Source organism: Sediminispirochaeta bajacaliforniensis DSM 16054 (assembly GCF_000378205.1).
Lineage (GTDB): Bacteria > Spirochaetota > Spirochaetia > DSM-16054 > Sediminispirochaetaceae > Sediminispirochaeta > Sediminispirochaeta bajacaliforniensis.
On the sequence record NZ_KB899414.1, the window covers coordinates 101,077 to 124,574 of the forward strand.

The following is a 23,498-nucleotide window of genomic DNA, read 5'->3' on the forward strand; positions in this document are numbered from 1 at the left end:
AAGCATGATACCCTTTTTTCATGGAAAATGGAATTCTTGCCGATCTGATTCGTGCGGTGGCAAGTCAACAATTTGCAAGGTCCTCCGGACCGGGAGGCCAAAATGTCAACAAGGTCAATACAAAGGTCCTGTTGCGTATTCCCCTGGAAAAACTTGGCCTTTCCGAAAGCCAGCTTGCCCGTCTCAGAAGCAAACTTGGTAAGCGAATCACCGGTGACGACGAACTTATCATAGAAAGTAGTGGGTCGAGAAGCCAAGAGGCAAACAGGAAAGAAGCCATAGGCCGGGCTGCAAGAATCATATCCGCCGCCATTGTTCCGCCCCGGCCAAGGCATCCCACCCGGCCGACAAAGGCATCACGACAGCGGCGTTTGGAAAAAAAGCGCGCTTCCTCCCGAAAAAAGCAGCTTCGTCGGCCTCCTGCGGAGGAATAGGCTCGGCTTCAGTGCCCTTCCGACAGAGCCCTAACCTCCGGAAGGGTAGCAGGGAAGCCTTGATTATGGTTGTTCAAACACAACTGTTCCAAAGGATTCAGGCCTATGGAAATCGGGATGAGCACTTTCAATTTTGAACATACTAAGAAAGTGTGGATCTTTCAATTCGTCCCCACATTTATAGAAGTTGGCCCTAAACGCTTTTCCTCCTGGTTCATGTAACGGTGTACCCTGAAAAAGTTTCAAAGGGATATCGACCGTGATGGTCCATTCTTTTATGTGCTTTTCTTCAAAGGGCTCCCTTCCTATAGAAGACAGGGATGTTATAGTTGTTGCTTCTGCCATCGGCCTACTGTCCGCTCTACACGTCCCGTATCCTAAATAGACAGTCCCGATTGAATTCATTTCTATATTAAAATAGCTGCCGTTGCCAGGATCAATGAAAAATTCAATACAACTATCCAAATGAACGGGATCATTCGCCATCCGGAATTTCGCCCTGGTCGTCCTTTCGCGAACGGTAAATTTCAGATAGAGGTCATTATCACTCCACCCTGTCCCGACCGTTACCTCAGGCTTATAAGAATACTCCTTCCAAGACGCAATACAAATAGGTTCAGGCAGGATATTTTCATTCATATATGCATCAATTTCATCGAAATTCCTATTGCATCCAGAGAAATCTAAGTATTTGAAAACACTGTTTCTTCCCATTATATTTCTATACCTCAATTATTTTGTGATCTTTAGCAGAAACATGAATTGCATCAATTATTTTTGTTATGTATTCACCATGGATATGGTCGGATTCAGGTTTTTTCCCTTTTCGAATATGGTCTATAAAATCAAATAACATGAGGCTCGGAGCTCCCAGCATCCTGCCATCTACCGAATATCCAAGGGTATGAAGATTCTTATATTCTCCTCCATACTGCCTGACCATTTGATCCTGCAGGTCGATGTAATAACTATTTTTAGATCCGATAATCTCTACTTTTAAATCATACACAAGTGGCAGTGTATTTTGTAGTGTCCATGTGCTGTTGAAACTTGCAGCAAAACCTGAATTAAATTCCAAAAGTGCCTTCATAGAATCATAGGTTTCAATCCCCATTGTTTTAAGAACCCCCTCTCCAGCCCAACCGTAAATGCGTTTGATTTGATCGCCGGTCAGCCAGCACACCAGGTCAATGGCATGGGGAAATAAAAACCAGCCGGGAGATGAGAGCTTCGCCCAAGGTAACATCTCCGTGGGCACAAAAATAGTGTCATTCAGTGTAAAATTAATCGAAACGACCTTACCAAGGTTACCCAAAGCAATTTCATTTTTCACTGCAACGAAAGGGGCATTCCACCGGTTCTCAAAAGCAACCATACAGAGTACGTCATGTTCCGTTATGGTTTTTGCTATTAAAGAAGCATCCTCACTAGTGGTTGCCAGAGGTTTTTCTACCAAAATATGACAACCGGCCTCAGCCGCACAGAGAGCGGGTTCGAGATGGAGGAAGTCGGGTGTTGCAATAATAACGGCATTGAGGTTTGCATCATCAAACATCTTTTTATAATCGTCGTACGTCCTTATTCCCTGCTGACCGAATTTCCCAAGTTTTCTCTGATCGGCATCGCAGATTGCTGTTAATTCAGCATAAGAGTTTTGCGAGAGTGTATCGGCATACATAGATCCTCTAATTCCCGCTCCGATAATTCCAAAATGAATCATATCGATCTCCTTTGTTATTGCTTTACGGCGCCAGCCGTCATACCGCTGATGAGGTATTTTTGTAGTACAAGAAAAAGGAACACAATCGGCAAAGCGATAAAAACAGACCCTGCCATAATAGTTGACCAGTCCGTAGTATACTGGCCTTGGAAACTGGAAATCCCCAAAGAAAGGGTCCATTTGCTATACGATTTCATGAAAACACTGGCAAAGATGTATTCATTCCAGCCAGTGATAAATGAAAATACAGATGTCACCGCAATTCCCGGGATGGTTAAAGGCAAAATAACCCGGGAAAAAACCTGAAACATATTGCAGCCCTCAACGATGGCTGATTCATCAAGAGTACTCGGAATAGCATTAAAAAATCCTTTTATCATCCATGTACAAAAAGGCACGGCAAAGGTGATATACGCAAGAGCAAGCCCAAACAAAGTATTCAAAAGATGTAATTTTCCCATTAAGAAATAAAAGGGAATAATCATAACCGACCCCGGCAGAACCTGAGAAATAAGGATGATATAGCCAATAGTCTGTTTGCCTTTAAAAGAATAACGGGACAAAGCATATCCACCGGGAAGAGCGATGATCATCGAAAAAATTGTAGTCAGTAAAGAAACCACAAAACTATTCCAAGCCCAGCGGAGAAAGCTAAAATTACTTTGGCCATTACTAAACAGAATATTCTTATATCCTGCAACAGAAGGCTCGTTCGGTATAATCCTCGGCGGATAAGCATAGACTTCTCCAGCCGGTTTAAAAGAAGTTGATACCATCCAAATAAATGGAAACAAAGTGAAAAGGAGAACTATTATGACACCTATATATATCAATGATCTTTTCATACTTATGCACTCTCCAAATCACGCATATAAAATACCGTAAAAAGCAATGAGAATAACAAGAGAACAAAACCTCCTGCCGCAGCAACCCCAAAATCAAAATATTTAAACGATGTTTTATACACATATATGGTTAAGATTTCGGTTGCCCGAGAAGGTCCCCCCTCCGCCAAAAGATACGCAATAGCGAAATCCTTCATTGTCCAGATAATCAATAAAAGAAATACAACCTTTGAAACTGGTTTTAACATGGGAACGGTGATATTTCTGAATTTCTGAAATCCGGAAGCGCCGTCTACCGTGGCCGCTTCATACAGTTCTTTGGGAATGCTTTGGAGTCCTGCTAATATCATGATGGCAACAAATGGAAATCCTTTCCAAATATTTACAACCATAGCCGCCGGCAGGGCCGTTCCTGGATCCTCAAGAAATCGAACATTTTCATGAAGTATATGAAAATTTGTTATGATATAATTGATAATTCCAAATTCCTGATCATACATGAGTATCCATACTAGACATGCAACGACTTCCGGTATTGCCCACGGAATTATTATTAATGCCCGTGCAAGTGCCCTTCCTTTAAATTTCAGATCTAAAAGAAAAGCAACAAGATAGCCTAATACAAATCGGAAAAATACCGTTACAGTAATATAAATAAATGTTTTTCCCAAAGATGATAGAAACGCTTTATCAGAAAAAAGATGGAAGAAATTCTTCAGTCCGACAAAAGTTGTATTCGGTCCTTTTTTAGGAAGATACCAATACTGTATGCTCATCAAAACTGTTTTCGAAATCGGATAAATTAAGAAAACGAGAATGACTATGATGAGAAGGAAAAGAAATCCCGTTGGGAATTTATTAAAGATGCGGGAATCACTCATGAACGCTCCTTCTAAACCTGGTGCTGTAAGGGCTACAGGATGCTTTTAGCATCCTGTAGCCGATAATATTTAGCGCTCCATTACCACCTGCATCTCTTTCTTGGCATCTTCCAAAATAGCCGCCGCATCTGCATCTGCTGATGAAAAAATACGCTGAGTTGCTTCTATCATGATTTGCTGCAATTCCCCGATCTGAGGAATGGATGGATCACTGATCAGAGGATCATAGTAATTGGCGATAAAATCATAAAACTGATAAGCAAGCTTATGTGTAGCTTTATAATTCGACTCGGTTACATATGATTTGCTGTTGGGAATCATACCGCATTCGGCAATGATCTCCTGAGCCTCTTTCGATGCCATCCATTTAAGAAAATCCCAAGCTTCTTCCTGGTGTTTGCAATTTTTGCTGATGACCGTGATAAGGGGATATTGAGAAGGATTGGGCCTATATGTCTTACCTTCATATTCCACAGCAGGCTGTGGAATGAGACCTACATCCTCAAGAAGAGCAGGATCACGTGATTCGGTCATGCCAATAAACCAAGGTCCATCAAGATTAAATGCGATCTTCCCATTCCAGAATAATTCACGCACATCTTTTTTATCTTTAAGAACCCTGGCCGATTTATCCTGAAGGATCATATTTTGCCACCATTCTGCCGCCCAGATATTGGCCGGATCAGCTACATTTATGCGATCCGGCGTGAAAGGTCCTTTTTCCCCGGGAAAATAGAGGCCTCCTGAAATAACCCTGGCTATAAATCGTGCCCATTCGGAAACGACAAAGCTATGCGAAGAAACCAAAACTCCAAATCCTGATACATTGTCGTTTGTAAGTTTCAAGCTTGCGTTCCTAAAATCCTCCATACTTTTAATCGATGAAGGATCCACACCTGCCCTTTCTAATATTGATTTTCGATAAAACAGCCCAGTTGTTCCCCAAGCATAATTGGAAAACGCAACATAATCACCGTCATATTTACACTCGTCCTGTCCGACCAAATCTTTCTCATAGGATGTCCCTACGATTTTATCGTTCAGATTTAGAAATGTTCCCTCCGGTCGAAGTGCATGGTATTGTGCAATATTCGAAGTATACATCTGAATAATGTCAGCCTCATTATTACTCAGTATCTCCGTAGTCATATTGTCCCAAAAACTGCTCCACCCCGCTCCATAAACCTCTATCTCAACATTCGGGTTTTGTGCATTGTAGGTGCTAATCAATTTGTCGATTACAGCCTTATGCGGAGCTTCAACATAAATTGAAGTAGCGAAGGATAGCTTTATCTTCCCTCCATCATCATCCTGATTACCGCTTGCAAACAGCATAGTTGATACCGACAACAAAACGATAATCAATGTTCCTACAAGTGTTTTTTTCATTGCGACCTCCTTTTTAGCGATTTTGTATAGCATAGTACGATCAGTCATCATCATTAACAATAAACAAAAGTACTAAAAAGACAGGACATTAATACTAATTTCATTTTCAAGGATATGGATGAGGATCTCTTTCTTTTGTAAGAAAATAGCTCTGTGGTATAATACTGAAAGATGAAACATGCTAATAATTATGTTGATGCCAAAATCTCCCTAACCAGTATTACTCTTATCATTCATATCGTTTGCATTTTTCAATACCATCAAACATCGAAATTCTCAGGAATGCCGTTATTTTATATACAGAGCGTACTTGTTCTTCTTTTTATTGATGCCGTCATAGCAATAATCAACATCATAAAGCTTTTAACCATACCCAATCTTGCTCTGTTTTATCTCCGGGGTTTTATCATTCTCATCATCTCTTATACCATACAAGATGATTTTCTACTGGAAATTCTTCTATACATAGACTATTCCATTCCTACCCGTTACCGAAACAACTGGAAATACAGCATCATTTATTTATCCGTGTATTTATGCCTTTTAGCCTTACTTCAGTTCCCCAATCCCCTATTTGGTACAGCTTTTCTTTCATGGGATTTTAAGGTTCCATTGTTTTGGGACTACTCAATGTTCTTGCTTCTGACTATTCTCTTCACAACATGCCTGTTTCTCATGATATATTATCGTGAACAGTTGATTCGGCTCCACAGAGAACTATCTTTGGAAAAGTCAATTAAATCAAAACTACTGCGGCTGAATCAGCGATTTCAAGATTATGCCTATACCGCTGAAAATAACGCAAAACGAAAAGAACGCAGAGCAATCACCCAGAAAATTCACGACTCCACGGGCTATAGCTTTACTAATATTATCTCGTTGATGGACGTTGCGATAAGTCTCGGAGATGAAGATTTTGATCGTCTTACCGAGATCCATATGACAGCAAAAAAAGAAGCAAAAAATGGATTGAAGCAGACTCGAAAAATACTTACATATACCCGAAATCAGGAACAGCCCAATAACGCCGAGGATGAAGCCAGCATTCTTCATTTAATACAAACTTTTAGAAAGGTCACAGATATCGAAACACACTTGGAGATAATAAATTCCAAGCAATCCTATGGAAAGGTGACAGATGCTATCCTTTTTTCTATCGTTCGTGAAGCCTTGACCAATATTTTGCAGCATAGTAATGCAGATAAGGTCTTCATCTACTTCGGTGAAGTAAGAGAGGATATTTTACTCTACATCAGAGATAATGGCAGAAATTATGGAGAAACAAGCTTTGGTATCGGACTGACTGGAGTCCAAGAACGAGTAGCGAACGTAGGGGGACGGGTAACATTTCAATACTCTATTGACGGGTTCAGCATCAAGGCGGAGATTCCCATACATAAAGGGGGGAAAAAATATGATCAGGGTACTTATAGCTGACGATCAGGAACTTTTTGCGGAAAGTCTAAAAACTCTTTTAACAACATATACTGATGATATTGAAATCGTTGGAATCGCAGAAAATGGTCAAAAAGCTATTTCTTGGGTGGAGAACACTACCATTGACATCATCCTCATGGATGTGAAAATGCCGGAACTTGACGGGGTTGAAGCCACAAAAATCATTCTGCAATCACATAAGTCAATCAAAGTCGTTATGCTTTCTACCTTCAAAGAAATAGATTTTGTCAAAAAGGCATTACGCTATGGAGCTCTTGGGTATCTGCTGAAAGATATCTCGCCTACCGAATTAATTGCATCAATACGAGCCGCTTATAACGGAGCAACACAAATTTCCCCTGCAATAGCGGCCAATATAGTAGAATCAAAATATACCGACAAAGACAATAATGGAACATCCATAGAATGGTACAAAGATCTTACCAGACGGGAAAAGGAAATATTTAAACTGATCTCCCGGGGATATGATAATACCGAAATCGCCGATGAACTTTGTATCGCGTACCAGACAGTACGAAATTATGTAAGTTCAATTATATCAAAGCTCAGTATTAAGAACCGCTATGAGATAATTAAACTGGCTAACAGGATGTTGAAGTAGTATCACTCATCCGACAGCGCCCTAACCTCCGGAAGGGTAGCGGTAAAGTCCCGATCGAGCATCTCCATGTAGATCTCGTCGAAATAGCGGCCACCGATGCAAACACATTCGCTTCTCCTTCCAATTTCGCGAAAGCCAAGCTTTCGGTAGCAACGCTGTGCAACTTCGTTAAAGGAGCGGACCCTAAGCATAACATTGTGCAGGTTAAGGAGGTGGAAGGCATACGATAGAAGCAGACCGATGGCCTCTCCCCCAAAGCCCTTTCCCCGCTGCGATTTTTCTCCAATGAAGATTCCCATTTCACCTCGGCTTTGGATTAGATCGACATCCATCAGGCCGCAGCTGCCGATCAACTGATCATTTTCCTTAAGAACGATACTGAAGTTGTAGCCATCCTGTAACTTCTGAAGCATATCACGCTCTTTATCCCGGGATATGATGCCTGCGGCAAGCTGCAGGTTCAGTGTAGTTTCGAGATCATTCACCCATGAGGTATAGAGCTCAAGGCCATCATCGGAAACAGGAGAAAGGTAAAGACGTTCTCCCACAAGCTTTTGATAATAGGACACCGGTAACCTCCCTTCAGGAATTTACACTATCGTATCAAATTCCTACTGTTCCGAATATTGCTGATATTGACGTATATTCTTTTTCACTAGTATGGTGACGGCGACCAATGGAAGCATATGACGACGATTTTGCAGAGCTGCTCAGAAGCCATATACGGTACATCTACACGGTAGCCTTCCGCTTCTGCGCCGATGCTCATGATGCTGAAGATCTCGCACAGCAGGCTCTTCTCTCCGCATGGGAAAAGCGAAGCCAGCTTGCGGAACCTGCAAAAATCTCCGCTTGGCTCAGACGAATTTGTCTGAATCTTTACCTTGATGCACAGAGGAAGGCGAGACACATTATCCAGATCGAAGACGGTTTTGAGGATATGCTCACAGATATCGGCCCACTGCCGGAACAGGAGCTTTTAGTTGATGAATCGGTACGGGAGCTGCAGGACGGCTGTTTTACCGCAATGGCATCTCGCCTCACTTTGGCCCAGCGTAGCTCATTTATCCTGGTGGATATGTTTGGTCTTTCAATTGAAGAGGCGGCCGAAATCCTAAAGCTTTCTCAATCATCAATTAAATCTCTTCTTTTTCGCGCTCGTAAAAACCTAAATGCTTTTTTTGGGCATCACTGCCAGTGGGTTCTGCCGGAAAACTCATGCAGCTGCAAAGCGTGGTATGAATTCTCCAGACGAAGAGAGGATTTACGGGAAGAAGTACGAAAGCATGGCGGACCTCCGGATTTTGCCGATCCCGAATATGCGGCAAAAAGCGATCCGTCTACCATGAGAAAGGTTCTTTCACTTTTCAGGAATTTACCGGAACGAAGACCCGATGCATCCTGGTACAGCAAAACGGCATATCTTGTCGGTTCGCTGTTAAAAAAATAGAAAAAAGAGATCCTACCCGCATCTTTGAAGCTTCTTCTGCATCTTTATTTGTATAAGGAGAATTATGATGAAACGAACAGAAATTCTTGGCAAACTGGCCCCATGCGGGCTCGACTGTTCCCGTTGCGCATCTTTCAAAGGGGGCCCGATAGCGAGGCAGAGTCGCACACTTCTGGAAGCTTTAGGCGACTACCAACGGATGGCACAAAAGATGACCGCTTTTTTCGAACCCTTTGCCCACTTTGATTCTTTTCAAGAGATTCTTCGCTTCTTTGCAGATGCGAAATGCGACGGATGTCGATCGGGCGACAGCAGATATCCAGATTGTGCGGCAAAAAGCTGTTTCAAAGAAATGAAGGGCGACTTTTGCGGAGAATGTAAGGAATTCCCCTGTTCAAGAAATCGATACAATGAAGACCTCCATAAGCGTTGGCTTGCAAACGGTGAATTCATAAGAACAAAGGGAATCGAATCATTCTACGATATGCAGGCTGGCAAACCCAGATATTAAACGGGTACTTCCACCACTTGATTCAAAAAGGAAAGCTGATCTGCAAGGGCTGCGACAAGGGGCAAATCGGCTCCGTTCTTTCGTGCTTCCTGCAGAGGCTTCCGATACATATATTCAACTTCCATAGGCCTCTTATGATCATAATCAAGTTTCATACTCGGGTCATAAGGGGCCATCGTCTGGGTAGATTCCAGCATACCCGCAATTGAGCCGGAAGGGAGATTGCAGCCGCAGGCACTCGCCCCACGAGAAACCTCTTCCATAAGTCTTTGTGCAAGGGATAAACCATAAGGATTATCCATAATCTCTTTTGTGTTGGCATTCAGGACAACCGAGAGCCCGTTAAACGGTATATTCCATAAAAGCTTTCCCCAACGGGCATGCTTCAGGTTCCTGCTCAGCGTCATCTCAATTCCCGCCTGTACAAAATCGGACCGCAACTTTTCGGCGATAGGTAAAGCACTCTCATGCAATGGGGCGGCGGTAATCGGCCCTTTATCGAGATGAACAATATATCCCGGCCCCCGCTTCTGGGAACAGATAAAACACATCCCGCCAATCACGACGGCATGGGGAAACTGTTTCTGCAGCTCCTCTTCCATTCCCAAACCGTTTTGTAAGACAAAAATTACCGTTCCCTTTTTCACAATAGGCAATAGAAGTTCGGAGAGGTTTTCATTTGCCGTTGTTTTCATCGATACGATGACAACATCCGTATCCGGCAAATTCTCCACGGAATCATAAACATCAAGCTCCCTCAGAATAAAATCGCCCTTTATGGAGTCAATCATAAGGCCATGTTCTTTTATGTACTGATAATCACTGCGGGCAAGAAAATCAACAGGAAGACCGCTCTTTCGAAGCATACCTCCGTAATAACCGCCTATGGCTCCAGTTCCAAGTACAGTATATTTCACAACAGTTACCTCGGGATGGTAGGATATCGTTATTAAAGACCAAAGCCGTCGCCCAAGTCAACAAGAGCGGATAAAGAGGTGCAGCCCGTTCCTCAACTGATCCCAATCCGCCGCCCCGCCCTCGACAGCGGTAAGAGAGAGAAAACCGAAGAAAAGCTGCATCGCGGCATTATATCCGGCTTCTCCGAAGATTTTCCGAAAAAGGCCCCGATAGCGATCGATAACGCTGTTTGCGGACCGGCCGGCACCATCTTCCCTGGCGAAATCGACCAATAGTCCCAGCTCATCAAGATAATCGGGAAGAAGCTTCTTTCCATAGGAAATCAGCATCTCGATAAGGGCCTGAGTATCGGTTTCTGTCACGGCAGAAGAAGAGACCAAGGCAAGCTCTCGTTCAAGCATGTCGGTCAAGAGCTCCCCACAGAAATGAAAAAGTTCCTCTTTTCCTGCAAAATAGTGATAAAAACCGCTTTTTGAGATCCCCAATTCCGCGACAAGTGTTCTTAAACTTAAAGAGCGATAGCCATAACGGCGAAAAAGCGCAAGCGCCTTTGTCGCCAGGGCTGTCCGAACCTCATCTTTATTCACTATTTTCGGCACCACCCCTCCTTTTTCGTCCATTTGGACTATATCACTTGCAAAACAAGGATCCAAGTAGTATATTTTATTTAGACCGTTTGGACTAAATAAGGAGATTACATGAGAATTCTTATAGCCGGAGCCAGCGGATATCTTGGCAGACATGTAAGCGAAGAAGCGAAGAAAGTGGGTTTCACGGTCAGGGTGCTTCTGAGAACAGAAAGCCAGGCCGCATCGTTTTCTTCCCTTGCCGATGAAATCATCGTTGGTGAGGCGACAAAACCAGCCGATCTCGAAGGGCTCGCGGAAAACTGCGATATTGTCTTCAGCAGCCTCGGCATAACCCGACAAAAGGACGGGTTAACCTATGAACAGGTCGACTATCAGGCAAACGCGAACCTTTTGGCAGAGGCTGAGCGATCAAAATGTGCTCTTTTTTGCTATGTTTCGGTCTTCAAAGGACAAGATCTGCGTTGGGTAAAACTGGTGAAGGCAAAGGAGCACTTCGTCGACCTTCTCGCCCAATCGACAATTCCCTCTGCGATAATCAGACCGACGGGATTCTTCTCCGACATGGCCGATTTTTTTAACATGGCCCAGGCCGGCCGGGTTTTTCTTTTCGGAAAAGGCACGGGGCGTTTCAATCCGATATCGGGCAAAGATCTTGCTGTGGAGATCATTCGCAGCTGCAGGGCTCAGATAGACCGTGGGGAAAGGTTCAGCGAACTGGAGATTGGAGGTCCCGATACGCTCAGTCTGAACCAGATTGCGTGCCTTGCCCTAAAAGCCTCGGGGAAACCGGAAAAGATCCTACATTTGCCCGATGTGCTTCGCCGCATAACCCTGGCCGTATTACCCCGCATCACCCCGTTATCGGTTTACGGACCGCTACAATTTTTTCTTGCCGTAATGGGTATTTCAGATCTTGCCGCCCCCGAATACGGAAGCGACCATCTGTCGGATTTTTATCGGCAACTTGCAGAAGGAGCGAATGAAAAACAGTAAGGCCACCCTACGGAAAACGATTCTAGTTCCAGAGTCGTTCGGGGTACACGCCCTCCCGAACAAGATGCCGTATGGCCTCGACAACTGCGGGCCGGTCCTCCTGATAGGTGATGCCAAACCAGTGTGCGTCCGATCGAAGCACCGCCATTGAGGCACCGAGTTCTTTGACAACCCTGTTTGCAACGGTCGGTATGTAAAATTCGGCCTTCGGCTCATGGATATGTTCACGCAGGAAATCGGCAAAAATCCTTTCCATGTCGGGCAACACATGAGGAGTAAACCCGAAAAGATTCATACTTACCGGTTCTTCTCCTGAGAATTTCAGCTCCCTTCCATCCGGTACATAGCTCATCACACCATCGGAAAGCTTTTCCAGGCGGGTGTGCTCTTCCATGCCTGTCAGCATCCCCTTCTCATCGGTTTCGCAAATTCCCCGGGAAACGGTACCATGCTCACTAACCGTATTCTTAAGTTTATACCCCACCATACAGTAGCGATCTTCCTCATTTGCCCGCTGTGAAAGAAAGTCCCCAATAACCTTAAAGGCATCTCTTCCGTAAAAGTCGTCGGCATTGATAACGGCAAAGGGTTCGGCTATTTCTTTTCGGGCGGCAAGAACCGCATGTGCCGTTCCCCAAGGCTTCTTCCGCTCCCGAGGGAGTGAAAACCCCTCAGGGAGGTCGTCCATATGCTGAAAAACAAAACTACAAGGGATGCTCGAAGAAAAACGGGGCAATACATGCTTGGTAAAATCTTTCTCAATCTCTTCCCTGATGACGAAAATGGCCTTGCCGAAGCCCGCACGTATGGCATCAAAAAGAGAAAACTCCAGGATGATTTCATCGTTGACGCCTACAGGCTCTATTTGTTTGATACCACCGTACCGGCTTCCAAGTCCGGCTGCAAGAATCACTAAGCTTGGTTTCATATCATCCTCCGTAGTTAGAGATATCGTGCAAGTATATAATAAAGTGTTTTTTTTTGCAGCATGGAAGCAGCCATAGAAGATATGCAAACGTTTTCTCATAAAACACCCATAATACAATGTAAAAATGTGCAAAAAACTATTTTTTCTTGACTTATACCCATATAAGCGTGATAATTTGTGCAAGCGTTTGCGCAAATACATCAAAAACGTATCATAGGAGGAGACACGAATGAAAAAACTTCCACCATTGCTTTTGCTTATTGCCATTATTTCAACCTTTGCATCATCTTGCGGGAACCATCCACAAAAGGAAAAAGAAGGTAGCGAAGCAGGCCCTTCCAAAGCCCCAATCACCCTTGCACAAGGTAAACCGGAAATCGATGCCCAGCTCAAAGCTTTTGCAGCAACCTGGTCGGAAAAAAGTGGTGTACCAGTTACCATTAAGTCCATCGGGGGAACAAGCGGAGGTCTCGGACCACAGTTGAAAGCCGACTATGCAGCAGGCGATATGCCGGACATCTTTGCCATTAACGGTCTTGAGGATTACAAAGAGTGGTCGGGAATTGCTCTTGATCTTTCAAATGAGCAATGGGCCAAAGATACCTCTGTAGCTTTTACCTACGACGGAAAGATTTACGGTTTCCCCGTGGCTGTGGAAGGCTGGGGAATGGCCTATAATGCGGATATGCTCGCTAAGGCGGGAATTGATCCCGCAGGATTGGTCAATTACGATGGCTATAAAAAGGCCTTTGAGAAATTGAATTCGATGAAAGAAGAACTGGGGATCGATTCAGTTGTATCAATGGCAGCAGGGCCGGAAATGGGTTGGGTGACAGCCCATCATAATTTCAACTCCCTCCTTTCAAATGGACTTCCCTACGGCGACCTTTCGGTTGTCAACGACCTTCTTGCCGGCAAGGTAGACGAAACCCGACTAAAAGAATATGCCGACTGGGTGGAATTGCTTTTTACCTATGCAGACAAATCGGTCCTTACTACTGGCAACTACGATGCACAAGTCGGTGCCTTTGCTGCAAAAAAAGCCGTCTTCCTTCATCAGGGCAATTGGGTCGATCCCAACATGGCAGCCGCAAAGGCTGATTTTCCCATGGCCTTTGCTCCCCACGGCTCCATGAAAAAGACAACGGAGGGAATTTTCGTTTCCGCCCCCTCCTTTTATCTTATCAACAAAGAGTCAAAGAATGTGGAAGCGGCAAAGCAGTTCCTGAATGATCTGGTGTATACCGAAGAAGGACAAAACTACATGGTAAACGAAGCAGGAATGATCCCTGCCTTCAGAAATATCAAGCTGAGCCCCGCCGGACAGCTTTCAAAATCAGTTCAGAAATGGGCAGGAGAGGGAAAAGTCTATAGTTGGGACCAGTACTACTTTTCCGGCGATTTTCGGGATCAGACCCTTGCGCCTATCTACAACCAATTCGCCAACGGCAACATTGACAAAGAAGGCTTCATCAAATTGATGAAAAAAGCCTTCGAAAATCGATAAGCTGACGAAGAGATGAAAAAGTCCGGCTCTCCACCTTTGGGGCCGGACTCTCTTCTCAAGGATACTCACATGAAAAGAAAACAAGAAACACAACTTATTTTCTGGATTTTCCTCTGCCCTGTACTGATCGCCTTTCTTTTGGTCATTGTTATTCCCTTCTTTATGGGGGTATTTTATTCCTTCACAAACTGGAGCTCATCCGCCAGGGCGGGAGTAAGTCTTCAATGTATTGGGCTTTCCAATTTTACCGAAAGTTTCGAAGACCCGGCCTTCCTTTATTCGTTTCTGCTTACATTGGTCTACACCGTGCTTAACATGATTGCGATAAATCTTACAGCATTCATCCTTGCAATTATAGTTACAAGCAAACTCAGGCTGCGTAATCTCTACCGGGTTGGTTTTTTCATTCCGAATCTGATAGGTGGTCTGATTTTAGGTTATGTCTGGCAATTTATTTTCAACAATGCCGTTCCCGCCATTGGGGAATCGCTGCCCTTTTTATCAGCCCTTGCCGATCCGGCCAATCTTATATTAAGCAAACGGAATTCTGCCCTCATGGCCCTGGTTGTAGTAGGAACGTGGCAGTATGCAGGGTATATAATGATGATCTATGTCGCTGCTTTAGAGGGGGTCCCGGAAGAGCTACATGAAGCAGCTACCATCGATGGAGCCAACACATTCCAAAGAATCCGGCTTATTACCATCCCGATGATTGCACAGGCCTTTACCATCACCATGTTCCTCACCCTGGTTCAGTCCTTCAAACAATTCGATGTAAATGTCTCTCTCACAGCAGGAGGACCGTCGGCTATGTTCATGGGGCAACCTATCTTCGGGACAGAACTACTGGCGTTGAATATTTACCAGACAGCGTTCACAGCAAACAACCTTGCCGAGGGACAAGCACGGGCTGTTGTTTTCTTCATTGTTTTGATTATCATTTCCCTTGCCCAAGTCTCCGCCAATAAACGCAAGGAGATAGAACTATGAACAAGAAAAGCAATCAAAACTATATCCTGGAATGTATTGCAGCACTCCTTTTCCTTGCCTTTATTTTCCCCTTCTTTATTGTACTTATCAATTCGGCAAAAGGATCTTTCGAGGTCACCCAACAGCCTATGAAGTTACCGGACGATTGGTCCATGATCCTCAAAAATATGGTATCGATCTGGACAAATCCAAATATTCAATATCAGAACTCATTTATCTCTTCCTCGCTCATCACAGCAATCTCTTTAGTCGTCATCGTTATGTTTTCCAGTCAGGCAGCATGGGTGCTGGTACGGACAAAAACACGGATAAGCAGGTTCTTTTTTTTCATTTTCGTCGCAGCCATGGTCATCCCTTTCCAGATCGTCATGTTCCCTCTTCTCTCATGGTTTCGTATGATCTATACGGTAACAGGAATACGTTTATTACGAACGTATCAGGGAATGATCCTTGCCTATCTTGGTTTCGGCCTTTCCCTCTCGATTTTTATGTATCATGGATTCATAAAAAGCATTCCCCTAGAATTAGAAGAAGCAGCAACTATCGACGGCTGCTCAAAAGCAAGAATTTTTTTCACCATAATATCTCCCATTCTCAAGCCGATTCATGCTACAGTAGTGGTGTTGAACGGTATCTGGATCTGGAATGACTATCTGCTTCCCCTTCTGATACTTGGCAAGGGTAATAGAGTACAAACAATTCCCCTTGCTGTTGCAAACTTTGCGGGGGCCTATGTCAAACAGTGGGACCTGATTCTAACAGCCATTCTTATGGCAATGATTCCGATCATCATATTTTTCCTTCTTGCCCAAAAACATATTATTCGGGGCATGGTAGCAGGCTCAATTAAATAGCATAATGGACAGCACTATTAGCGATGTGGCAAAATTAGCGAAGGTATCTCCCTCTACGGTCAGCAGGGTCATTCATAACAGCCCAAGAATCAGCGATCAAACAAAAAATCGGGTAAGAGAGGCTATGAAAAGCCTTGGGTACCACCCCAATGCAGCCGCAAGAAGTCTAGTACGAGGTGAGACAAAGACTATAGGTCTCATTATCCCAAATTCCGAGAATGATCTTTTCTTTCGCCCCTTCTTTATCATGGCGATGCGCGGAATCAGCATAGAAGCCCAGAAACAGGGGTATAATATCATGTATGCATTCTCAACCAGCCAGCCGGAAGAGGTTGAGTTCCTTCAGCGTTTTGTCCAGAGGAGTCTTGTTGACGGGATTATTCTGATGGCGGCAAGACAACACGACAGTTGCATGGAGTACCTCGAAAGTCGGGAGGTTCCTTACGCTGTCATCGGTCATCCAGGACATGAATATCCCAATGCAATGTGGGTCGATAACGATAATTTCAAGGCAATGTACGATGTAACTGCGACACTTTTCGGCCTAGGACTTCGCCGTATCGCTTTTCTCGGAGGCGTCCCTGAAATGAGCGTAACGAGGGACCGATTAAGGGGATATAAAGAGGCGTTTACCACCCATGAAATCGATATCGATCAGGAACTGATACACACCTCAAGTGGTTTTCAGGAGGAAGATGGATATCAAGGAGCAAAGGAATTGCTAAAAAAAGCCGCCCCTGAAGCTTTTGCGGCTGCAGATGATCTCCTTGCTTTGGGAGCTTTGCAATACATGGAAGAAGAAAATATTAGGCTGCCAATTATAGGATTCAACAATACAATCAAAGGCTCGATACAGCACCCGACCCTAAGCTCGGTAGACATCCTCCCCGATCAACTTGGAATACAGGCGGCCGAGCTTCTCATTAAGAGGCTGAAAAATGAGCCGCTATCAACAAACTTCCGGATAGTGGACACATGCCTTATTGAACGGGAAACAACGCTTTTTTTCCGCTGACATAAAGGTTGAAACCGTGTTCGCTCCAAGAGTATCGGTATATACTTATGACTATGGCAAAGCAGCCCCCAAAACGGTACCGTCCCGGAGAACTCGACCGAACACGAAACCGGATCGGTCCGCTTTCAAAAGAAGAAGCACAACGGATGGCTGAGCTTCTCGGTGGAGAGGTTGGTATCGAGCGGGAAGACCCCCTTCTTGAAGAACGATACAGGAAATTAAAAGAGCGAGCCTACGGTGACAGAATTCTCCAGGCGGATACCCTTTCGGTCTCAAAAACCAGGGAAAATCCAGGAATATCGAAAGCCGATGAGACTTTTTTCCGACAGGAAGGAGGAATCAAACGAAGCTACACCAGCCGATTCAGAATCTGGTATCTTGCAAGCCGCCCCGAATTCGCCATCATGCGGAGACGCAACGCCTGGGCCGCTCTTTTGCCGTTCTCTCATCCACAGGAACTTCTCCATCCTAAATTTGTGCTTAACAGCAGTGAAATTTTTTACCGGCGGGTCGAGACTGTGGTGCTCTCACTTCGGGGTATTCTCCGACGAGTGGAGAAAAACCGTATTCATCAGCTTCGCAGCCCTTTTTATCGACAGATTGCCGAATCCATCAAGGAATGGGAGATCGAGGCGCTTCACCGGGAGCTTTCACGCATTCAGCTTCATCCCCGACACGTATCGATACGGGATTTTTCCAGGGTTGTCTTTTTTCTCTACCGTCCATTCATCCAGCTTCAGAAGCTGAGTCCCGTTACGATCCAGAGGGCGTTTCGCCACCTCTACGACCTTTCACTCCTGGAGCTTCCCAAAAGAAATCTTGAAGCGGATAGGATGCGGCGCTATTATGCGGCGGCGAGTAGCGAATTGTACTATATCTTTGAGACGCTCCCGGTGCGATGTTTTCCGCTCCTGCTTTTGCTTTTTGCAGAAAAGCCGGTGCAGTATCGGGAGTTACTCGACGAAAAGGAAGAGAAAATTCTGGAGTTTTTCCGCCTGAATAAGCAAGAAGTGATCGATCCCCCTGCGCCGAAGAGCGAGGGAAAGCCATCCGAGGAGGAAGAAGCCAAGCAAGCGGAAACGGAACATACGACGACGCAGGCAAGGGACGAAGAGCAAGAAACCTCCGACATCCCGGAAACTGAGAGTATCGGTTTTCGTCGCAGCCTTTTGATGCTTGAGAGGCTCTTCCCCGGTTCGGGTTGGATGGGGCTTTCCGATCATCCGGATCTGTTCCCCTATTTTGATCCGATTCTAAAACTTCCCCAAGAAAGCGGCCTCATACCTCCAGGGGACCCGATGCAGTATGTGGTAATTCTTACCGTAATATTGAGTGAACTGCTCTACGGCTTTCGCGAAGCAGAAATGGGAAGCTTCCTTGATGAAAAAGAGACACCTACGGAGATTGCTCCCATCTTTGAAGAGATCGAAGGAAACTGGCATCGTTTCCTCGACGAGCTCATAGAAAAACAGTATCTTGGAACCTTACGTGATTATTGCCGGAATGTCGAACGATCCTTCGATTTTGTGCTTTCGGAATACGGAAAGCGCATAGAGGCCGATATTCTCTTTCTCCGCCAACGATACCTGTTTCCAAACCTCCAACACTCCATCCCCAAATATCTACGTCCCAGGAACCTGCCGCCCATACCAAAGTTTTACGAATCGGTTTCACAACTGAAAACACTTTTTGCTTGTATGGCAATGGAAGAGGGAGCCCAATCCCTGAAAAACCCGGCACAAACCTATCACTTTCCGGTACCCAATACTTTGAGCAGGCGTCTTGATACCATCCTCGACCAGGGAGAGGGGAGCCGATCGTTCAAGAACCTCGCCCGTTACTCATACGCAGTTAGTCTCGTGCTCGACCGTATCTTGCGGCAGGAACATAGCGCCCCGACTCCCCTTTATCGACATGTCGACCAGCGGCAGGACCTGCCTGTTTACTCGGTTACCAGCCTCGATACCGGAAAACTTTTACGAAGATTCGAAGCAAGAAGATCGCCTGCTCCCGATATCGAAGATTTGACGGGCAATTATGATGAACTTACCGGTCTTGCCGGAAATGGGTTGGTGGAGCGAGAACTCTGTGCCGTCCTGGCAGAAAGAAGCGGCAGTACGGCTGTTCTCCGTATCAGAAGCGGCTGCGAAAGGGCATTGGAATCGGCGAAACGGATCGAATCGGAATTGCGCCTCTTTCAGGATCAGCTTTTCAGGCTCTTCGGAAATGATTTCCTTGCAATTCTCACCGAAACCGAAAAAGATACGGCCGTAGAAGTGGCAAAACGCATAGCACAACGACTGGAACTTCCCGAAAAGCCGGGACCGGTTATTTCCGTTCTTATTCCCCCGGAAAAAGAGGAGAAGGAGCAGACGGATGTAAAAGGACTCCTGGGAGAGATCGAGGCCTCGGTGCCTGCAGGAGCGCTTCCCATGGGAAGCAGGATCTACTTCTGGAATGGGGAAGAACAGAAACCGGAGTTGCTTTAATACGGCGCCAAGCGTCAAAGAGCAGGATCGTCCATTCCCAGTTTTGCAAAAAACTCCTTTCGTTCGCTTCCCTCTAGTCCGACGGAATTACCGGCAATCAGGCTGCGAAGGGCATCCAGCTCGGGAGCAGAAAAATTCTCGGCATTGAGCACAAAATCACGAAAGGCTTCGGAGGCCAGGGGACAAACCCCCTCGACGATCTCAAGGATCACGGCGGCGTAGGCACGAATCTCTTTTTGGGCGTGCGCATCGAGGCGAAGCTTCAGAAAATGAAAAAGGTTATGGAGATCCATTTGCCAATACCATTCGGTGTAAAGGCTTAAGGGGAGATCGATTCGTGCTATCTCCCTTGCAATCCCCATATCGAGCATACGGTTATAACCATCCCACACCGCAGCCCTGCCGCTTTCAAACACTCCCCGGACCTCTTTCGCGACATCCGCTTCCACAGCCTCGTTTTGCCTTCCCTGTTTATTGTCGCTGCTTTGATACGCAATATCTTCATCCTGCGGAAGGTAGAATTCCTCTTTCATGATGCTGTATCGCCCGGAAATTTCATTTAACCGTCCGGTCCGGTGCCGTACCCACTGGCGGGCAACAAAGATGGGCATCTTTACATGGAAGGTAAAAACCACCTGTTCAAAGGGGCTGGTGTGCTGGTTTCTCATCAGGTAGCGAATCAATCCCCGGTCGCGGCGATAACTGGTCGTACCGCCTGCATAACTTACCCTGGCCGCCTCGACGATGCGCCTATCATCACCAAGATAATCGACAAGACAAACAAAGCCCTTGTCCAATACCGGAAATTCCTTATCAAGCAGCTTATCGGCTTCCTGATTCTCTAAACGTGCCATCACAGTCTCCTCTCCGGATGTATTGTAGCCCATCAACGCAGAGATCAACAAGCCAGTCAACAAGGTCAGAATTCATTGACAGAGCCCCTCTCCATCGTGTAAGGATATGGGTATGGACATACGCGAGGCACATGAACCTCAACAAGAGTTTCGCCTCGACAACGCGGCGAAGATTTTCCCCTCGTTGCTGACAAAACAACAGACAACGATATTTCGCCTCTCGGCAAATATCGACAAAGCAGTGAATATTAGGATATTGCAGGAGAGCCTGTCGGCGATGCTTGTTCGTTGTCCCTATTACAAGGTCCACCTGCGCAAGGGCCTTTTCTGGTATTATCTCGAACCGTGTGACAGCGAAGCGCGAATCGAGGCGGAAAGCAGGTATCCCTGCCTCTATCTACCCTATAAAAAGCCGGGAGTCCTCCCCTTTCGGGTCCTCGCCTACCAAAACAGGATAGCATTCGAGATTGCCCACTTCATTACCGACGGGACCGGTGCTCTCAATTTTCTTAACGGCCTTCTGCTTGAATACCTCCGCCGCCGGGGGGAGAAGATCGATCCCGAAGGGCGTATCATCGAATGTACAGATCCACCCGATCCCAAAGAAGGCGAGGACAGTTTTCGCATCCACTATGAAAAAGGGGTCCCCCAGGCAAAACAACTTCCTCCGGCCCTTCAGCTCGGTGGAAAACAGGAAAAGCCTCCCATTTTCCATGTTACGGAAGGGAGGATGGAGAGTGCCGATCTGAAACGGGAGGCTTCCCGCTACGGGGCAACTATCGGAGAGTTCATCACCGCCTTACTGATCGATGTGGCACAAGAGGTGATGGCACGCAGAAAGTTAAAACCGCGCCCTATTCGCATCAGCATCCCCATTAACCTCCGCAAGGTCTATCCCTCGATCACCATGCGCAATTTCGCCCTGTCGGTGGAACCGGAGATCGATCCGCGGCTTGGTGATTTTCAATTTGGCGATATTGTTGCAAAGGTTCACCATTTTATGAAGATGGAACTCGATCAGCGGATGATCAAACGGCAGCTTGCCCGTAACATCGAAGGGGAAAAGAATCCTTTTGTCAGGATCACCCCGCTGCTCTTTAAAGATCCACTGCTTCGTCATTTTTACGGCATTTTCGGAAGAAAGGCCTTTACCTTGAGTTTTTCCAATCTGGGGCGAATCCAAATCCCCGAGCAGATGAAACCCTTTATCAAGGCCTACCAATTTCTTCCACCGCCTCTTAAGCAAAGCGTCAATGCCACATCCGTCGCCTACGCCGGTAAGACCAGCCTTTTTATCACCTCGACGGTCCAGGACCGTTCTGTCGAACGCCTGGTATACACCCGATTGCGGAAGATGGGCATCCGCGTATCTGTTACGACAAACAGGAGGTAAACCTATGGCATATTGTCCCCGCTGCGGGGTCGAAGTTGAAGACAGGCTCGAAGCCTGCCCCCTCTGCGATACCCCCATCCCCCAGGAAGTAAGAGAGCATCAGGAAAAGCCCGCCAGCTTTCCAAAGGATGTTATTCCGCCCAAACCTCTCTATCGAAAACTCACCGACCGACAGAAGAATATCCTTCGGGTCTCCCTTATTCTCTTTCTCGGTCTCTTCCCCATAGCTCTCACCGCAGGTATCGATCTTGCCAGAAACGGCGATGTCACCTGGTCCTACTATGTTGCAGTTCCCCTCATCGGTGGCGCAATCATCGCCTGGCTCTTTGTCAAATATGGGAAAAAGCCGCTCATCTCGGTTACTGCCATGATGCTTATCGTCCTGATCATCCAGCTATTGGTGGGGTATCGCAATGCCCCCGGCAGGTCCATCCATGCGTCGGAACTTCCCTATTTTCTGGCTTCGTTTGCGGCGGTGGAACTCTTTCTCCTCTACATCGTGAAACGCAGGCCCCCGGTACTTTTACTACTGGCTTTCCTTGTTCTGGATGCAATCCTTCTAATTGTCGCGATCGAACTAATCACCTCTGCTACGCTTTCCTGGTCCCTGATCGTTGTATCCGCCCTTTTTCCCTTGGGACTCTACCTTGTCTATGCCCGGTACACAAAGAAAAAGGGACTAAACCTCGCCGGTTTTTTCTTTCTCGACCTCACGGTGATGATGATCGTTCTTAATCTCTCTATTCAGGGGAAATTGACCTGGTCATTGATTACAGCACTGATCTTTCTTCCCATATCGGCGTTCTTTTATGTGCTGCATGTGGTCTTGTTCAACGATACCGACTGGAAAAAAGCCCTTCATCTGTAGCAAGAAGAATGGCAAGGGCTGCAGTGGATGCTGTTTCTGTTCTCAAAATTCGCCCACCAAGCCCAGCAAAGCTCCATCCTGCTTTACTGAAAAGCTCCCGTTCGTGATCGCTCCAGCCCCGTTCGCTTCCCACCGCAAGCACAGCAGGCAGCTTTCCGGCAAATTCGAAAAGCGGTTTCGACGGAGCTATATTATCCAAGGTAATCCGCAGGTACTCCGGAGAAAATATGGCATCTGAAAGATAGCGATCGAGGCTCTCAAAGAGGCGGAGAGCAGGAATCATCGTGGCTGAAGCCTGGACGACTCCGTCGATCAGATAGCGTTCGGCCTCTCCCGAGCTCCAGAGCTTGGCTTCCCGATAGCTCCGCTCTCCGAGGTCCGTTCCGACAAAACTGATGGAGGAGACCCCCAGCATGGCAGCCTCCCGCAGGATACGTTTGGCGCAGATAGGCCTGACCTGACCGACAACAAGATCCAACAGAAAGGGGCCGATTCCGGCGGGCTCTTCCCTCTCCCCGGAATCGGGAACAAAGGAAAGCACTATACCATCTTCTTGTATCTCATCAACGGAAGCCTTCCCCCGGAGACCGTTTGCAATACCGGCCCTTACGGTATCGCCCTTTTTCGCCCCCAGGATCTTAAGTAGATGGCGGGCCCGATCATCGGACAGAGGAAGAAAGAAATTGGATTGCCCCTTGTCGCTTCTATCGGAAGGGAAAAACAGTAGAATGTTCATGCCGTTCTACTATACGACCGATCTTCTCGTGCCGCAACGTGGTAGCCGACAAAAATCAAAACCCTTATATTGAA

The 23,498-nt window shown here is 46.1% G+C and carries 24 protein-coding genes; 13 read left to right on the top strand and 11 right to left on the bottom strand.

Features of this window, described 5'->3' with window-relative positions:
- The first annotated feature begins 20 nt into the window (after positions 1-20).
- Positions 21-434 (top strand): alternative ribosome rescue aminoacyl-tRNA hydrolase ArfB, encoded by a 414-nt coding sequence (gene arfB, locus F459_RS0110065; protein WP_020612600.1) that lies wholly within the window; start codon positions 21-23, stop codon positions 432-434.
- A 63-nt stretch (positions 435-497) separates the two neighbouring features.
- Here arfB and F459_RS0110070 read toward each other — a convergent pair whose 3' ends face one another.
- From F459_RS0110070 to F459_RS0110090, 5 genes are all read right to left on the bottom strand, one after another.
- The gene (locus F459_RS0110070; protein ID WP_020612601.1) at positions 498-1,148 is read right to left on the bottom strand and encodes a carbohydrate-binding family 9-like protein; all 651 of its coding nucleotides are present in this window, start codon (positions 1,146-1,148) and stop codon (positions 498-500) included.
- 7 nt (positions 1,149-1,155) lie between these two features.
- Positions 1,156-2,154: a Gfo/Idh/MocA family protein gene (locus F459_RS0110075; RefSeq protein WP_020612602.1), complete on the bottom strand. Its 999-nt coding sequence runs from the start codon at positions 2,152-2,154 to the stop codon at positions 1,156-1,158.
- 14 nt (positions 2,155-2,168) lie between these two features.
- Positions 2,169-2,999 carry a carbohydrate ABC transporter permease gene (locus F459_RS0110080; RefSeq protein ID WP_020612603.1) on the bottom strand — a complete coding sequence of 277 codons (831 nt, stop codon included), beginning with the start codon at positions 2,997-2,999 and terminating at the stop codon, positions 2,169-2,171.
- A 2-nt stretch (positions 3,000-3,001) separates the two neighbouring features.
- On the bottom strand, positions 3,002-3,880 hold the full coding sequence (locus F459_RS0110085) for a carbohydrate ABC transporter permease (protein WP_020612604.1): 879 nt from the start codon (positions 3,878-3,880) through the stop codon (positions 3,002-3,004).
- 69 nt (positions 3,881-3,949) lie between these two features.
- Complete coding sequence (locus tag F459_RS0110090; RefSeq protein WP_020612605.1) at positions 3,950-5,269, bottom strand: ABC transporter substrate-binding protein; 1,320 nt, start codon at positions 5,267-5,269, stop codon at positions 3,950-3,952.
- Between the two features lie 171 nt (positions 5,270-5,440).
- On the opposite strand from F459_RS0110090, the gene F459_RS0110095 reads away from it, so the two are divergent.
- Together F459_RS0110095 and F459_RS0110100 are read left to right on the top strand one after the other, a co-directional pair.
- Entirely contained in the window at positions 5,441-6,706 is a 1,266-nt protein-coding gene (locus F459_RS0110095) for a sensor histidine kinase (RefSeq protein WP_020612606.1), read from the top strand.
- Positions 6,684-7,328: a response regulator transcription factor gene (locus F459_RS0110100; RefSeq protein ID WP_020612607.1), complete on the top strand. Its 645-nt coding sequence runs from the start codon at positions 6,684-6,686 to the stop codon at positions 7,326-7,328. Before F459_RS0110095 ends, F459_RS0110100 begins: the two co-directional genes overlap by 23 nt.
- A gap of 2 nt (positions 7,329-7,330) precedes the next feature.
- On the opposite strand, the gene F459_RS0110105 is transcribed toward F459_RS0110100, so the two are convergent.
- Positions 7,331-7,897 carry a GNAT family N-acetyltransferase gene (locus tag F459_RS0110105; protein WP_020612608.1) on the bottom strand — a complete coding sequence of 189 codons (567 nt, stop codon included), beginning with the start codon at positions 7,895-7,897 and terminating at the stop codon, positions 7,331-7,333.
- 107 nt (positions 7,898-8,004) lie between these two features.
- On the opposite strand from F459_RS0110105, the gene F459_RS0110110 reads away from it, so the two are divergent.
- Together F459_RS0110110 and F459_RS0110115 are read left to right on the top strand one after the other, a co-directional pair.
- Positions 8,005-8,778 carry an RNA polymerase sigma factor gene (locus F459_RS0110110; protein WP_020612609.1) on the top strand — a complete coding sequence of 258 codons (774 nt, stop codon included), beginning with the start codon at positions 8,005-8,007 and terminating at the stop codon, positions 8,776-8,778.
- 67 nt (positions 8,779-8,845) lie between these two features.
- On the top strand, positions 8,846-9,289 hold the full coding sequence (locus F459_RS0110115; RefSeq protein WP_020612610.1) for a DUF3795 domain-containing protein: 444 nt from the start codon (positions 8,846-8,848) through the stop codon (positions 9,287-9,289).
- On the opposite strand, the gene F459_RS0110120 is transcribed toward F459_RS0110115, so the two are convergent.
- Together F459_RS0110120 and F459_RS23205 are read right to left on the bottom strand one after the other, a co-directional pair.
- Entirely contained in the window at positions 9,286-10,206 is a 921-nt protein-coding gene (locus F459_RS0110120; RefSeq protein WP_026294988.1) for a putative 2-dehydropantoate 2-reductase, read from the bottom strand. The genes F459_RS0110115 and F459_RS0110120 overlap by 4 nt on opposite strands.
- A 57-nt stretch (positions 10,207-10,263) precedes the next feature.
- Positions 10,264-10,806 (bottom strand): TetR/AcrR family transcriptional regulator, encoded by a 543-nt coding sequence (locus F459_RS23205; protein WP_020612612.1) that lies wholly within the window; start codon positions 10,804-10,806, stop codon positions 10,264-10,266.
- Positions 10,807-10,905: 99 nt separating this feature from the next.
- Here F459_RS23205 and F459_RS0110130 point away from each other — a divergent pair, with 99 nt between their 5' ends.
- Positions 10,906-11,790 (top strand): SDR family oxidoreductase, encoded by an 885-nt coding sequence (locus F459_RS0110130; protein WP_020612613.1) that lies wholly within the window; start codon positions 10,906-10,908, stop codon positions 11,788-11,790.
- 22 nt (positions 11,791-11,812) lie between these two features.
- Here F459_RS0110130 and F459_RS0110135 read toward each other — a convergent pair whose 3' ends face one another.
- Entirely contained in the window at positions 11,813-12,718 is a 906-nt protein-coding gene (locus F459_RS0110135; protein WP_020612614.1) for a nucleotidyltransferase family protein, read from the bottom strand.
- Positions 12,719-12,947: 229 nt separating this feature from the next.
- Here F459_RS0110135 and F459_RS0110140 point away from each other — a divergent pair, with 229 nt between their 5' ends.
- The 5 genes from F459_RS0110140 (at position 12,948) to F459_RS0110160 (ending at position 19,573) form a co-directional block, all read left to right on the top strand.
- Positions 12,948-14,225 carry an ABC transporter substrate-binding protein gene (locus F459_RS0110140; RefSeq protein WP_020612615.1) on the top strand — a complete coding sequence of 426 codons (1,278 nt, stop codon included), beginning with the start codon at positions 12,948-12,950 and terminating at the stop codon, positions 14,223-14,225.
- 69 nt (positions 14,226-14,294) lie between these two features.
- The gene (locus tag F459_RS0110145) at positions 14,295-15,215 is read left to right on the top strand and encodes a carbohydrate ABC transporter permease (RefSeq protein ID WP_020612616.1); all 921 of its coding nucleotides are present in this window, start codon (positions 14,295-14,297) and stop codon (positions 15,213-15,215) included.
- A complete protein-coding gene (locus tag F459_RS0110150; RefSeq protein ID WP_020612617.1) occupies positions 15,212-16,069 on the top strand; it encodes a carbohydrate ABC transporter permease in 858 nt (285 codons plus the stop codon). Before F459_RS0110145 ends, F459_RS0110150 begins: the two co-directional genes overlap by 4 nt.
- A gap of 25 nt (positions 16,070-16,094) precedes the next feature.
- A complete protein-coding gene (locus tag F459_RS0110155; protein ID WP_211213999.1) occupies positions 16,095-17,084 on the top strand; it encodes a LacI family DNA-binding transcriptional regulator in 990 nt (329 codons plus the stop codon).
- A gap of 53 nt (positions 17,085-17,137) precedes the next feature.
- Positions 17,138-19,573, top strand: coding sequence for a nucleotidyl cyclase domain-containing protein (locus F459_RS0110160; RefSeq protein ID WP_020612619.1), 2,436 nt, complete (start codon positions 17,138-17,140; stop codon positions 19,571-19,573).
- A 14-nt stretch (positions 19,574-19,587) separates the two neighbouring features.
- Here the strand turns inward: F459_RS0110160 and thyX are convergent, their stop codons facing one another.
- On the bottom strand, positions 19,588-20,427 hold the full coding sequence (gene thyX / locus F459_RS0110165; RefSeq protein ID WP_020612620.1) for an FAD-dependent thymidylate synthase: 840 nt from the start codon (positions 20,425-20,427) through the stop codon (positions 19,588-19,590).
- Positions 20,428-20,539: 112 nt separating this feature from the next.
- Between thyX and F459_RS0110170 the strand changes: the two genes are divergently transcribed.
- Both F459_RS0110170 and F459_RS0110175 read left to right on the top strand, forming a co-directional pair.
- The gene (locus tag F459_RS0110170) at positions 20,540-21,820 is read left to right on the top strand and encodes a hypothetical protein (RefSeq protein WP_020612621.1); all 1,281 of its coding nucleotides are present in this window, start codon (positions 20,540-20,542) and stop codon (positions 21,818-21,820) included.
- A gap of 4 nt (positions 21,821-21,824) precedes the next feature.
- On the top strand, positions 21,825-22,688 hold the full coding sequence (locus F459_RS0110175) for a zinc ribbon domain-containing protein (protein ID WP_020612622.1): 864 nt from the start codon (positions 21,825-21,827) through the stop codon (positions 22,686-22,688).
- Here F459_RS0110175 and F459_RS0110180 read toward each other — a convergent pair.
- The gene (locus tag F459_RS0110180) at positions 22,651-23,424 is read right to left on the bottom strand and encodes a 16S rRNA (uracil(1498)-N(3))-methyltransferase (protein ID WP_020612623.1); all 774 of its coding nucleotides are present in this window, start codon (positions 23,422-23,424) and stop codon (positions 22,651-22,653) included. The two genes, F459_RS0110175 and F459_RS0110180, sit on opposite strands and share 38 nt — an antisense overlap.
- Positions 23,425-23,498 lie beyond the last annotated feature (74 nt).